Origin of the sequence: Caballeronia sp. EK (assembly GCF_014384845.1) — a bacterium.
Classification (GTDB): Bacteria; Pseudomonadota; Gammaproteobacteria; order Burkholderiales; family Burkholderiaceae; genus Caballeronia; species Caballeronia jiangsuensis.
Map to the genome: position 1 here is coordinate 589,667 of NZ_JACSUE010000002.1, position 12,853 is coordinate 602,519.

A 12,853-nucleotide genomic window follows, 5' to 3' on the forward strand; every position below is an offset into this window, starting at 1 on the left:
CTTCACCCCTTGTTTTTAGCACTTTCGGCGCGAAATGCCGCTTCGCCCGCGTCGGATATTTCCACCCATTTCCGGTCGGGCGGTGCATCGTCGACATAACTATCGTGCCAGTTCCACCACTTGTAGGTCTGCGTCTGCGGATAGCCTTCGGGCGAATCTTCCCATAGCTCCTGACGTCCAAGCGGCGTGATGTCGAGATAGTTCCAGGTATTGCCCATCTGCTCGTCGCCGCGGTTGTTGAGGAAATACGTGCGGAAGACCTGATCTTTATCGCGGAAGAACACGTTCGTGCCGTGCCATTCCTCGACGCCGAAGTCGGCATCGAAACGATCCGTCAGCGTGAACCACGGAATGTTCCAGCCCATGCGTTCCTTTAGCCGAGCGATGTCCTGCTGCGGCGCACGCGATACGAAAACGAGCGTGGTGTCACGTGCATTCAGATGCGCAACATGAGCGACCTGATCGGCGACCAGCGAACAGCCCCGGCACGCATGCTCGGGCCAGCCGAACACGCCGGGCTCATAAAACGCGCGATAGACGATCAACTGACGCCTTCCGTTGAACAGATCGAGAAAGCCGATCTTGCCGTCGGGACCATCGAACACATAGTCCGTCTTCACGGCCATCCACGGCATGCGGCGACGCTCGGCGGCGAGCGCGTCGCGGGCGCGCGTGTGGGCCTTTTCCTTCACGAGCAACTCCTGACGCGCCGCTTCCCACGCTTGTTCCGACACCACGGGCGGCGTGCGCATCTCAGTCTGTTCGCTCGTCGTTCCTTTTTCGTCTGATGTAGTCATGGCTTTGCAACCTCCTGAGTTGAACTCTTGCTCGTTGTTCGCCGTGAACCAGTCTGCACCCGAATGCGGCTGACGGGGAGTAACAAGTGTGACGGCATTTTCCGGAGGTTGCGCGCAGACCAATCAGGCCCACGAGGCGCGCAGCGCGTGCATCGTTTTCCAGTACGTGAAGAAGCGTCCGGCGAACATGCCCGCGACGACACCCGATACCGCAGCGTCGATCACGCCATACGTCACGAGTGCCGACAGGTTCGTCACGGTTGCCATCTCGAAGCCGAGCCAGAACTTCGCGATGAACGTGGCGGCGATCAGCAGCAAGGGCACGAATGAACCCGGCAGCATCACGGTGCGAGCGATCGGATCGACGATGAAGCGGCTCCGGCTCGCGTTGAACACGCCGGCCATGACGCCCACCCCGAGCGTGAGGATCCACGCGGCGACAGCGGCCACGCCCGTGAGCGGCGACGAAATCAGATGCGCGATGCCCATGCCCGCAAAAACGAGCGGGATGATCGCGAGTTTCGAAATCGGCGTGGTGCTGGCCTGCATGGCCTTGATGCCGCGATACAGCAGGAATGCGAGCAGCACCCAGACCCATGTCGGCGTGCCTTGGATGATGGCGATTGGTGTCATGTTCATCTCCTTCAGACCGGTTGTTTGATGCGCATGATGCCGCCGCAGAATTAGCTGCGAATGAGTCGAACGAACCGGGCGATTGCATCGCGTGTATTAAGCGCTCCCCGAAACTCGGCCGCGCGACGGGTAAAATGCGGCCTGCCCGCCGTTCGGCCGGAGATGCGTGTGACCCGCGCATTGACGGCATTGCGGGCCGCGTCCGCCTCACGAAGGCAAACTTCCTTCCGTCTGCGTCCGTCCGGTCATCCCGCGCACCGCCGCTTTCGCTGAACCACACACGCTACGCAACGACATTCGAGGATTGTTTTCATGCTTGCCCGCATCACCCGACTTTTCCCGCTCTGGGCCGTGCTGGTTTCCGTCGCAGCCTATTGCGCGCCTTCTTCCGTGACGGGCATCGCGCCGCACGTCACGACGCTTCTGACGGTCATCATGCTGTCGATGGGCGTCACGCTTTCCATCGACGACTTCAGGCGCGTCTTCACACGGCCCGCGCCGGTCATCGCGGGCATCGTCCTGCATTACCTCGTGATGCCGCTCGCCGCATGGGCGATCGCGAAAGCGCTGCGCATGCCGCCCGATCTGACGGCGGGCATGGTGCTCGTCGGCAGCGTCGCGAGCGGCACCGCTTCGAACGTGATGATCTATCTCGCGCGTGGCGATGTGGCGCTGTCCGTCACGATCAGCGCGTTGTCGACGCTCGTCGGCGTGTTCGCGACGCCGCTGCTCACGCGTCTTTATGTCGATGCATCGATTGCCGTCGATGTGCACGGCATGCTGATGAGCATCGTGCAGATCGTCGCGCTGCCGATCGTCATCGGCCTCGTCGTGAATCATCTGTTCGGCAAGCTCGTGCGCAAGATCGAATGGATGCTGCCGCTCGTGTCGATGGTGTCGATCCTGCTGATCATCGCGGCGGTCGTCGGCGGCACGCAGAAGAGCATCGCGTCGGTGGGCATGGTCGTCGCGGTGGGCGTAGTGCTGCACAACGGCATCGGTCTTTTGGGCGGCTACTGGGGCGGCCGTCTGCTCGGCTTCGACGAGGCCGTCTGCCGCACACTCGCGATCGAAGTCGGCATGCAGAACTCGGGCCTCGCCGCGACGCTCGGCAAGCTCTATTTCACGCCGATCGCGGCCTTGCCCGGCGCGCTGTTCTCGGTGTGGCACAACTTGTCGGGATCGATGCTCGCGGGCTATTGGGCGGGGCGCCCGGCGAAAGGCTCGACGCGCGATACCGATGCACAAGGCGTCGTCGCGCGGCAGAGTTGAGCGTGCGCACGCAATCGAGTAAAAGAAAACGCGCCCATGCCGGCGCGTTTTTTTCATTTCACTCCAAGCAGCCCGCGAATCGTTTCCTCAGTCTGCGCATAGCGTCCTTCGCCGAAATGCGTGTACACGATCTTCCCGTTCTGATCGATCAGATAGAGCGCGGGCCAGTACTGGTTGTTATACGCATTCCACGTTGCGTATCGATTGTCCTGCGCGACCGGATATTCGATTCCATATTTCGCGATAGCTTTCTTCAGATTGCCAGTGTCGCGCTCGAACGAGTATTCGGGCGTATGCACGCCGACTACAACAAGTCCTTTATCCCGATAGCGCGCGTACCAGTCCTTCACGTGCGGCAGCGTATGCGCGCAGTTGATGCAATCGAAGGTCCAGAAGTCCACGAGCACGACCTTGCCGCGCAACTGCGCGAGATCGAGTGGCGCGCTGTTGATCCAGTTATCGATGCCGGCGAAATCGGGGGCTTGCGCGCCGGTCTGCTGCATCGCTTTCATGCCGGCCGCAGAGTCGGTCGATGAAAAAGCGGTGAGCGCCGCGACGGCGCCGAGCGCTGCGATCATGGCAGTGCCGACGGCGGCGATCTTGAGTCGGGCAAACATGGCGGGTTCTCCTTTCGGTTTGGCGGTAAAGCGTATTGAAGCGCGCGGATGTATCGGGCGCGTGTCCCGTTTGTATCGCCATGTATCCGGCGGCGCGGCCGATACATGGCGTTGCACGGCGGCCCGTTTCTGAAATTCCCGCGATACATGAAGGCGCTGAAATACGTCACATGGCCTGATGTGCCGTTTCCCCGGCGTCCGATGCCGGTCCGTCCAACCGATTTCCACGGAACACCGATCTCATGTCACTCATCGTCATCGCATTCTTCGGCGGCGTGTTCACCGTGCTGAGCCCCTGCATCCTGCCGGTCGTGCCGTTCGTGTTCGCGCGCTCGGACAAGCCCTTCGTCACCGACCGCCTGCCGCTTCTCATCGGGCTCGCGGGCACGTTCGCGCTCGTGACCGGCATCGGCGTCGCGGGTCTCGCGGGCGCCGCCCAATTGAACGAATACGGCCGCTGGATCGCGCTCGCGACGCTCGGGCTGTTCGGCGCGGCGCTGCTGTTTCCGTCGATTGCCGAGCGGCTCACGCGTCCGTTATCGGCGCTCGCGGACCGCATCGTCGCGCGTTCGCAGACGCAGGGCACGACGCGTCGCATCGCTTCGTCGATGCTGCTGGGCGCGGCGACCGGGCTGCTGTGGGCGCCGTGCGCGGGGCCGATCCTCGGCGTGATTCTCACGAGCGCGGCCTTGCATGGCGCGAACTGGCACACGGCCGCGGCGCTCGCCGCGTATGGCATCGGCGCGGCGAGTTCGCTGGCAATAGCATCGAGCCTCGGCAAGCGCGCGCTGGACATGCTCAAGCGTTCGTTCGGCGTAGGCGAGCATCTGCGCCGCGCAACGGGCGCGCTCGTCGTATTGACCGTGGCCGCGATCGCGACGGGCCTCGACACGCGCGTGCTCGCGCATATCCCCGGCGCGCCGACGAACGGCATCGAGAGCAAGCTCGTCGGCGTGCTGAAGGCGAAACAGACGTCGCACGATGCACGACAGGGCGCACGCATCATGCGCGTATCGACGACGGCCGCGCTGCCGGTTCAGGGCAAGTTGCCATCGCTCGACCGCGCGACGACCTGGCTCAATTCCGCGCCGCTTTCCGCCGATGCATTGCGCGGCAAGGTCGTCGTCGTCAACTTCTGGACGTATTCGTGCATCAACTGTCTGCGTACGCTGCCGTATCTCAAGACATGGGCGCAACGTTATGGCGATGACGGGCTCGTCGTGGTCGGCGTGCATACGCCCGAGTTCGGCTTCGAGCGCGACACGGCAAACGTGAAGCGCGCGCTTGCGAATCTGAACATCAAGTACCCCGTTGCCGTCGATAACGACTACGGCATCTGGCGTGCGTTCGGCAATCAGTACTGGCCGGCGTTCTATATCGTCGATGCGCAAGGGCGCGTGCGTTTTCATCACTTCGGCGAAGGCGGATACAGCGAGACGGAGAACGCGATTCGCCAGCTACTCGCCGATAACGGCGCGTCGATGACCGCCCGCGATGCGCAAACCGTGCAGGGCAGCGGCGCGCAGGCGGCGGCCGACCCCGCGGACATCGGTTCGGACGAGACCTATGTGGGCTACCGGCAGGCGCAAGGCTTCGCGTCGCCGCAACGTGTGATGCCCGATGCCATCGAAACCTACACGCTGCCCGCGCGACTCTCGCTCAACGACTGGGCGCTCGATGGAAAGTGGAACGTCGGCGCAGAGGCGGCGCATCTCGTGCTCGGGCCATCGCCGGATGGCAAGCCGGTGCGCTTTCGCGTGACGATCGATGGCGCGGCGCCGGGCGCGTCACACGGCGCGGATATCGCCGCCGACGGCAGCGGTGTCGTGACGAACGCGCGTCTTTATCAGCTCGTGCGTCAGACGGGCGTGGTCGTCGATCGCACTTTCGAAATCGAATTTCTCGATTCTGGCGCACAAGCGTATAGCTTCACTTTCGGCTAACTCGCTTGCTGACTTTCCCCTTCGACGCCGCGCCGATGCGCGGCGTTTTTTCGTCTTTACCACCAGAAAAAGTCATCCGGACGGCTCCGGCTAGGTGCATTCCCTAGCGTCTCTTTTGAAAGATCGCGTGGCGCGCTTCGCCCACGCGCACACCCTGTCGCCGCAAAGCCGCGCCGGCTCTGGTTCAGCGGCCCACGCGCAACGCCGCACCATGCTCGAGCAGCTTCTGCACTGCCCGCATGCATTACCAGAAGTATCGGAAAGTGCTCAGAAAATGTCGGTGGGTGATCGAAATTGGCCATGTACGCTTCATTCACCGCAAAGAACGCCGAGATGTTCCGGCAGCGACAAATCCCTTTCTCGAACTTGCCAGGTGACTGAACCGATGATTCCCAACCTGACTCTCGCACCGAACGACGTCACGAATCCGGCTCCCTCGCAGTCGGGAACCGTATCGCCGGCACGATCGGTTGCGGCGTCCCAGACCGAGATCCTCACGGTCAAAAACCTTTCGAAGATCTTCGGCGCGAAGCCGGACCGCGCTCAGGAGTTATTGAACCAGGGCCTCGGCCGCAACGAAATCTTCGCGCAGACCGGCAATATGGTCGCCGTCGACGATGTGAGCCTTGCCGTCAACGCGGGCGAGATCTTCGTCATCATGGGTCTTTCCGGCTCGGGCAAATCGACGCTCGTGCGTCTGCTCAACCGCCTCATCGAGCCGACCTCGGGACAAGTGATTCTCGAAGGCCGCGACATCGCGCCGATGAGCACGCCCGAACTGCGCGCCGTGCGCCGCGAAAAAATGGCGATGGTGTTCCAGTCTTTTGCGCTGCTGCCGAATCGCTCCGTCATCGACAACATTGCTTACGGCCTCGAAGTCGCGGGCAAGAAGAAGGCGGATCGTTATGAAGTCGCACGCGCCGCACTGACGCGCGTGGGCCTCGCTTCCTACGAGAAGCTGTTGCCGAGCGAACTGTCGGGCGGCATGCAGCAGCGCGTCGGTCTTGCTCGCGCGCTGGCGGTGAATCCTTCCGTGCTGCTGATGGACGAAGCGTTCTCCGCACTCGATCCGCTCATCCGCTTCGAGATGCAGAACGAACTCTTGCGCCTGCAGAAGGAAGAACAGCGCACGATCGTGTTCATCTCGCACGATATCGAAGAAGCGGTGAAGATCGGCGGGCGCATCGGCATCATGAAAGACGGCCGCCTGATTCAGGTGGGCACGCCGGCAGAACTCATCCAGTCGCCCGCCGACGATTACGTGCGCGACTTCTTCCGCAATGTCGACGTATCGCGCTTTCTCGAAGCATCGAGCCTGATGACGAAGGTCGAGCGCGGTCTCATCGCGTGCAACACGAGCGCGCCGTCGGAGCGCTATCTGAACGGCCTGATCGACAGCGGCGCCGAATGCGGCTACGTCTGCGACGAGGCAGGGCGCTATCAGGGCTGCGTGACGCCTGCATCGCTGCACAAGAACGGCAACCGGCCGATCAGCGACGCGTTGCTGCGCGATGTCGCGGCGGTCCCGCTGACAGCCGATCTGCATCAACTCGCGACCATTGCGCTCGGCCAGGAGCACGACGTGCCGGTCACCGATGAACAGGGCAGACTCGCGGGCGTGGTGTCGTGCCGCACGATTCTCAAGCAGGTCATGGAGCGGAGAGCAGCATGAATTCCTCGATTTTTGGAAAGGTCGCCGAAGACGCAGTCAACTTTCTTTTCTCGCATTTTCGCGGCGGTTTCGACGCATTCTCGGCCGCGCTCGGCGCGGTCATCAAGCTGCTCGAAGATGGCCTCGGCGCGGTGCCGTTCATCGTGATGCTCGTGATTCTCATGGCCCTCGCGCTGTGGAGAAGAGGTGTGGTGTTCGCGGTGTTCGTCGGCGCGGCGCTCTATGTGATCAACTATATGGGCCTCTGGGCGCAGACCACTTCGACACTCGCGCTCGTCGTCGCGGCGACCTTCTTCAGTCTCGTGATCGGCGTGCCGCTCGGCATCTGGGGTGCGCGCAACAGGCGTGTGGAAGTCGTGCTGCGTTCGCTGCTCGATTTCATGCAGACGATGCCCGCGTTCGTCTATCTGATTCCCGCGGTCATCCTGTTCGGTCTCGGACGTGTGCCCGCGGTGATCGCGACGATCGTCTTCGCCATGCCGCCGGTCGTGCGCCTGACGACGCTCGGCATTCGCCAGGTGCGTGAGGAATTGCTCGAAGCGGGACGCTCGTTCGGCAGCACGGATGCGCAACTGCTCTGGAAGATTCAGTTGCCGAATGCATTGCCTTCGATCATGGCGGGCGTGAACCAGACGATCATGATGGCGCTGTCGATGGTGGTGGTCGCATCGATGATCGGTGCGGGCGGGCTCGGCGAATACGTGCTGAGCGGCATTCAGCGGCTCGATATCGGCATCGGCTTCGAAGGCGGCCTCGGCGTGGTGCTGCTCGCGATCATTCTCGATCGGCTGACGGAGAGTTTCGGCGTGAAGTCGAAGAAGAAAAAGAAGGTCGTCTCCACGCCAGTCAAGCCTGCTCCTGCCGCAAACACTGCTCAAACCTGAGCAACACAGCGTCGCCAATATCTCAAATCCTGAACCGCAAGATACGGAGTCCGAAATGAATAACAGCTTCATAAAATCCCTGATAATCAAGATCGTGACGCCGGCCATCGTGGCGTTCGGGGCCGGTGCGAATCCGGCGATCTCGGCCGAGCTTCTCAAAGTCGCCGTGACGAACTGGGCCGACGTGCTCGCGGTCGCCAATGTCGCGAAGTACGTGCTCGAGACGAAGCTCCAGCAGCCGGTGCAGTTCGTTCAGGCGGATATCGGCATCCAGTATCAGGGCGTGTCGCGCGGGGATCTCGACATCATGGTCGGCGGATGGCTGCCGGTGACGCACGGCCAGTATGTCGCGCGCTACAAGGACACGCTCGACGACGTCGGCATCATCTACACGGGCGGCAAGAATGGCTGGGCCGTGCCCGCGTATGTGCCCGAGTCGCAGCTTTCATCGATCGAAGACCTGAAGAAGCCCGAGGTGCAGAAGCAGCTCAACGGCGTGATCCAGGGCATCGAGCCGGGCGGCGGTCTGATGCAGGCATCGGAGAAGACCATCAAGGCGTATGACCTGTCGGGCTACAAGCTGCAATCGGCGAGCGAGGCCGGCATGCTCGCGTCGATTCAGCGCGCATATGGATCGAAGCAATGGATCGTCGCGACCGTATGGAGCCCGCACTGGCTGTTCCAGAAATGGCAGATGCGCTATCTGAAAGACCCGAAAGGCACGCTGGGTGGCGAGGAGCAGGTTCACGCTTTCGCATCGAAGCAGTTCGCGACCAAGTTTCCGCGTGCGGATGTATTCTTCAAGCATTTCAAGCTGACGCTCGCGGATGTCGAGTCGATCGAATTCGAAGGCAATTCGACCAACGACTACGCGACGGCCGCGAAGAAGTTCGTCGACGCGCATCCGGACGAGGTGAAGGCGTGGCTCGCGCAGTGAACACGGGCATGCAGGCGGAGAAGGCGCTGGAGCGCGCAGGCATCGCGTGCAACAAGAACAACATTCCCTTCGATACCGAGAACCCGACTGTGACCTCAGACATCCGCCTCGGGACGCCCGCGGCGACGACGCGCGGCTTCGGCGTCGCGCAGTTCGAGCAGGTTGGCGCAATGATTCTCGACGTGCTGGCCGCGCTCGAACATGCGCGCAATGGCGACGAGCACGTGGAGCGCTCGGTTCGCGCCCGCGTGCGCGAGTTGTGCGGCACGTACCCGCTTTATTCACATGCGGAAGCGCTCGTCTGACGCGCATCGCGCATGACCACACACTATCTTTTCATCAGAGAGACACGATCATGAGCTTCGAAGGCGTTCATACTCCGCTCGTCACCCCGTTCAAGGACGACGGCGAAATCGATCACGAGATGCTCGGCAAACACGCCGCCAGTCTCGTGGGCCGCGTGTCGGGCATGGGGGTCGGCGGCACCACCGGCGAATACTATGCGCTCAGTTTCGACGAGCGCGTGAAGACGTTCGACACGGTGGCGTCGGCGGTCGGCGGAAAGACGTACCTCACCGCGGGCATCAACGCGACCACGACGAAGGAAGTCGTGCGTATCGGGCAGGAAGCGAAGCGCGCGGGCTATGACGCGTTGCTCGTCGCGGCGCCGTATTACACGCAACCGACGCAGGACGAGTTGCTCGCTCACCTGCTGAAGGTCGATGACGCGCTCGACATGCCGATCATGCTCTACAACTTTCCGGCACGCACCGGCACGGCGATCGGCGACGAAGTCCTCGACAAGCTGCTCGCGCGCCCCAACTTCGCAGCGATGAAGGAAAGCACGGGCGATATCGCGCATCTGCATCATCTCGCGACGCATCTGCCGGAGCGCTTCGTCCTCAGTTGCGGCATGGACGATCAGGCGCTCGAGTTCTTCGCGTGGGGCGTGCGAAGCTGGGTTGCGGGCGCTTCGAACTTCCTGCCCGAAGCGCATACCGATCTGCTCGAAGCATGCGTGAAGCGTGGCGATTTCATCGCGGGCCGCAAGCTGATGACGCAATTGCTTCCGGTGCTCGAACTGCTGGAGCGCAGCGGCAAGTTCATCCAGTATGTGCGGTATGGATGTGAACTCGCGGGCACGCGCGTCGGCAATGCGCGCGCGCCGCTCGGCACGCTCAACGACGAAGAGCGCAGTGCCTTCGCCAAGATCGTTCAACCCTTGCTGCGCAACGCTCAGTAACGTGAATGGCCTCGAAACTGGATTTCATGCGGTTTCCCGCACCCGATGGCGTGAACGGCTGGTGGGAAAGTCTGCCGCCCGCCGCGCCCGCGAACAGCGTGACAGGCGAGCAGCGCTTCGACTTCGTGGTGGTCGGCGGCGGCATCACCGGCTTGTGCGCGGCGCGGCGGCTTGCCGAACTCGCGCCGGATGCATCCATTGCGCTCGTGGAAGCGGATCGCGTCGGGCGCTCGACAGCGGGGCGCAATTCCGGCTTTTTCGTCGATTTGCCGCATGACATCAGCAGCGAAAGTTATTCGCGCAGTGTCGAGGCCGACAAGGCGGACGTGCGCCTGCAACGGCATGGCATCGACTATGTGCGCAGCACGGTGAAGGCGCATGGCATCGAATGCGACTGGCGCGACGACGGGAAGTATCACGCGTCGGTGAACAAGAAGGGCCATTCGGCACTGACTCATTTCGCGGATGGACTCGCGCGCATCGGCGAGCCGTGCGAGTGGCTCGACGAAGCCGCGATCGCCAAGGTGACGGGCACGCGCTTCTATCAGAGCGCGCTCTTCACGCCGGGATGCAGCACGGTTCAGCCGGCGGCGCTCATGCGCGGCCTCGCCGCGACGCAGCCGTCGAACGTGACGGTCTTCGAAATGAGCGCTGTGAAGGGCATGGAAACGCGCGGGCAGACGAAGCTGCTCGGCTTCGCGAACGGCAGCATCGAGGCGAAGCGCGTCGTGTTGTGCACCAACGCGTATGCGGCGACCTTCGGCGGCCATCCTAACGGCTTGCTGCCGGTCTATACGTTCGCGTCGATGTCGCGCGTCATGACCGGCGACGAGATCGCAAGACTCGGCGGGACGAACTCGTGGGCGCTCATTCCCGCCGATCCGATGGGCACCACCGTGCGCCGTCTCGCGACGAACCGTATCTGCGTGCGCAACCATTTCGCGTTCCGGCCGAATCTCTCGGTATCCGAAGGCGATCTCGCGAAAGCGAAGCATCTGCATCAGCGTTCGTTCGACCGTCGCTTTCCGATGCTCAAGGATGTCGAGCTGCAATACACATGGGGCGGCGCGTTGTGCCTCTCGGCGAACAATGGCGCGCTCTTCGGGCAACGCGAGGACGGCGTATTCGAAGCTGTCGGCTGCAATGGCCTCGGCCTGAGCCGCGGATCGGCGGCGGGCAAGCTCATCGCCGAACACGCGCTCGGGCAATCGAACGAGCTGATCAATCAGTTGCTGAAACAGCCGCATCCGCGTTCGCTGCCGATTCGGCCGATCGCGGACGTCGCGGTATCGGCGGCTATCTGGGTGAAGGAATTCTCGGCGGGCGCCGAACTTTGAATCTGTGAGGACATGACATGACGACGCATCAGGATTGGAAACGTCAGGCCGAGCATCTGTCGCTCGACGGCCGCGCATTTATCGCGGGAGCACGCTGCAACGCTGCATCGAATGAAACGTTCGACACGCTGAATCCGTCGACCGGCAAGGTGCTTGCTGAAGTCGCGAAGTGCGACGCGAAGGACATCGACCGCGCGGTCGTCGCGGCGCGCGAGGCGTTCGAATCGGGCGTGTGGTCGAAGGCCGCGCCAGCGCAGAGAAAGGCGGTCCTGCAGCGCCTCGCACAATTGATCGACGACAACGCCGAAGAGCTCGCGCTGCTCGAAGCGCTCGAAGCGGGCAAGCCGATCAGCGAATGCATGGGGCTCGACATTCCCGAGTCGGCGGCGTGCATCCGCTGGCATGCCGAGGTGACGGACAAGCGTTACGACGCGCTGTCGCCGTCCGGTCCGAGCGTCGTGAGCATGATCACGCGCGAGCCGATCGGTGTCGTCGGCGCGGTGCTGCCGTGGAATTTTCCGGCGCTGATGCTGGCGTGGAAGATCGGGCCGGCGCTGTCGGTGGGCAATAGCGTCATCGTGAAGCCTGCGGAGCAGACCTCGCTCTCGACGCTGCGCATCGCGGACCTCGCACTTGAAGCGGGTCTGCCGCCCGGCGTGTTCAGCGTCGTGACGGGCTTCGGCGAAAGCGCGGGACAGGCGCTCGGCACGCACGCGGATGTCGATCTCATCGCGTTCACGGGCTCGACCGAAACCGGCAAGCGCTTCCTGCGCTATTCCGCCGATACGAACCTGAAGCGCGTCGTGCTCGAATGCGGCGGGAAGAATCCGCAAGTCGTCTTGCCCGATGTCGCCAATCTCGACGCCGTCGCGGAGCAGGCCGTCGCCGCCGCGTTCTGGAACATGGGCGAGAACTGCAGCGCGGGCTCGCGGATTCTGGTGCACAAGAGCCAGAAGGCCGAACTGCTGCAAAAGGTCCAGGCCGTGCTCGAAGGCTGGAAGGTCGGCGATCCGCTCGATCCCGATGTCAAGCTCGGCTCGCTCATCGAGGAAGCGCATTACCGGAAGGTGCTCGGTCATATCGAGAAGGCGAAGGCGGAAGGCGCGCGTGTCGCGAGCGGCGGCAACGCGACGCTTGCGGAAACGGGCGGCTGGTTCGTCGAGCCGACCATCTTCGATAACGTCACGCCCGAGATGAGCATCGCGCGCGACGAGGTCTTCGGCCCGGTCGTGTGCTTTATCGAATATGCTGACGTCGACGAGGCCGTGCGCATCGCGAACGATACGTGCTACGGACTCGCGGCATCGCTGTGGACCGACAACGTGAATCAGGCGCATAAAGTCGCGGCGCGCATCCGCGCGGGCACCGTGACCGTGAACTGCTTCGGCGAGGGCGATCTCTCGACACCCTTCGGCGGCTTCAAGCAGTCCGGTTTCGGCGGACGCGACAAGTCGGTCTACGCACACGACCAATACTGCGAGCTGAAGACGACCTGGCTGAAGCTCGACTGATCATCGG

11 protein-coding genes and 1 pseudogene are annotated in these 12,853 nt (G+C 62.9%); 9 read left to right on the plus strand and 3 right to left on the minus strand.

Annotation, left to right across the window (positions count from 1 at the left end):
- Positions 1–2 precede the first annotated feature (2 nt).
- A complete protein-coding gene (locus IAG25_RS07120; protein ID WP_187604220.1) occupies positions 3–797 on the minus strand; it encodes a DUF899 domain-containing protein in 795 nt (264 codons plus the stop codon).
- A 123-nt stretch (positions 798–920) separates the two neighbouring features.
- Positions 921–1,430 (minus strand): DUF6622 family protein, encoded by a 510-nt coding sequence (locus IAG25_RS07125; RefSeq protein ID WP_187604221.1) that lies wholly within the window; start codon positions 1,428–1,430, stop codon positions 921–923.
- 312 nt (positions 1,431–1,742) lie between these two features.
- On the opposite strand from IAG25_RS07125, the gene panS reads away from it, so the two are divergent.
- On the plus strand, positions 1,743–2,702 hold the full coding sequence (gene panS, locus IAG25_RS07130; protein WP_187604222.1) for a ketopantoate/pantoate/pantothenate transporter PanS: 960 nt from the start codon (positions 1,743–1,745) through the stop codon (positions 2,700–2,702).
- Between the two features lie 53 nt (positions 2,703–2,755).
- Here panS and IAG25_RS07135 read toward each other — a convergent pair whose 3' ends face one another.
- Positions 2,756–3,319 (minus strand): thioredoxin family protein, encoded by a 564-nt coding sequence (locus tag IAG25_RS07135; protein WP_187604223.1) that lies wholly within the window; start codon positions 3,317–3,319, stop codon positions 2,756–2,758.
- Positions 3,320–3,561: 242 nt separating this feature from the next.
- Between IAG25_RS07135 and IAG25_RS07140 the strand changes: the two genes are divergently transcribed.
- The 8 genes and pseudogenes from IAG25_RS07140 (at position 3,562) to IAG25_RS07175 (ending at position 12,846) form a co-directional block, all read left to right on the plus strand.
- Positions 3,562–5,262, plus strand: coding sequence for a cytochrome c biogenesis protein DipZ (locus IAG25_RS07140; protein ID WP_187604224.1), 1,701 nt, complete (start codon positions 3,562–3,564; stop codon positions 5,260–5,262).
- Between the two features lie 385 nt (positions 5,263–5,647).
- Positions 5,648–6,934: a quaternary amine ABC transporter ATP-binding protein gene (locus IAG25_RS07145; protein ID WP_187604505.1), complete on the plus strand. Its 1,287-nt coding sequence runs from the start codon at positions 5,648–5,650 to the stop codon at positions 6,932–6,934.
- Entirely contained in the window at positions 6,931–7,818 is an 888-nt protein-coding gene (locus tag IAG25_RS07150; protein ID WP_187604225.1) for an ABC transporter permease, read from the plus strand. The genes IAG25_RS07145 and IAG25_RS07150 overlap by 4 nt, the downstream gene beginning before the upstream one ends.
- A 55-nt stretch (positions 7,819–7,873) precedes the next feature.
- Positions 7,874–8,755, plus strand: a complete 882-nt coding sequence (locus tag IAG25_RS07155) for a glycine betaine ABC transporter substrate-binding protein (RefSeq protein WP_187604226.1) — start codon at positions 7,874–7,876, stop codon at positions 8,753–8,755.
- A gap of 5 nt (positions 8,756–8,760) precedes the next feature.
- Positions 8,761–9,060: pseudogene (gene glyA / locus IAG25_RS07160) on the plus strand (serine hydroxymethyltransferase); the annotation flags it as partial.
- Between the two features lie 50 nt (positions 9,061–9,110).
- Entirely contained in the window at positions 9,111–9,998 is an 888-nt protein-coding gene (locus tag IAG25_RS07165) for a dihydrodipicolinate synthase family protein (RefSeq protein WP_187604227.1), read from the plus strand.
- A 5-nt stretch (positions 9,999–10,003) separates the two neighbouring features.
- Positions 10,004–11,335: an NAD(P)/FAD-dependent oxidoreductase gene (locus IAG25_RS07170; RefSeq protein ID WP_187604228.1), complete on the plus strand. Its 1,332-nt coding sequence runs from the start codon at positions 10,004–10,006 to the stop codon at positions 11,333–11,335.
- A 17-nt stretch (positions 11,336–11,352) separates the two neighbouring features.
- Positions 11,353–12,846 (plus strand): aldehyde dehydrogenase, encoded by a 1,494-nt coding sequence (locus IAG25_RS07175; protein WP_187604229.1) that lies wholly within the window; start codon positions 11,353–11,355, stop codon positions 12,844–12,846.
- Positions 12,847–12,853 lie beyond the last annotated feature (7 nt).

Coding starts and splice junctions, on each gene's coding strand:
- IAG25_RS07120 (WP_187604220.1), bottom strand. CDS start 797: ATGACTACATCAGACGAAAAAGGAACGACGAGCGAACAGACTGAGATG.
- IAG25_RS07125 (WP_187604221.1), bottom strand. CDS start 1,430: ATGACACCAATCGCCATCATCCAAGGCACGCCGACATGGGTCTGGGTG.
- panS (WP_187604222.1), top strand. CDS start 1,743: ATGCTTGCCCGCATCACCCGACTTTTCCCGCTCTGGGCCGTGCTGGTT.
- IAG25_RS07135 (WP_187604223.1), bottom strand. CDS start 3,319: ATGTTTGCCCGACTCAAGATCGCCGCCGTCGGCACTGCCATGATCGCA.
- IAG25_RS07140 (WP_187604224.1), top strand. CDS start 3,562: ATGTCACTCATCGTCATCGCATTCTTCGGCGGCGTGTTCACCGTGCTG.
- IAG25_RS07145 (WP_187604505.1), top strand. CDS start 5,648: ATGATTCCCAACCTGACTCTCGCACCGAACGACGTCACGAATCCGGCT.
- IAG25_RS07150 (WP_187604225.1), top strand. CDS start 6,931: ATGAATTCCTCGATTTTTGGAAAGGTCGCCGAAGACGCAGTCAACTTT.
- IAG25_RS07155 (WP_187604226.1), top strand. CDS start 7,874: ATGAATAACAGCTTCATAAAATCCCTGATAATCAAGATCGTGACGCCG.
- IAG25_RS07165 (WP_187604227.1), top strand. CDS start 9,111: ATGAGCTTCGAAGGCGTTCATACTCCGCTCGTCACCCCGTTCAAGGAC.
- IAG25_RS07170 (WP_187604228.1), top strand. CDS start 10,004: ATGGCCTCGAAACTGGATTTCATGCGGTTTCCCGCACCCGATGGCGTG.
- IAG25_RS07175 (WP_187604229.1), top strand. CDS start 11,353: ATGACGACGCATCAGGATTGGAAACGTCAGGCCGAGCATCTGTCGCTC.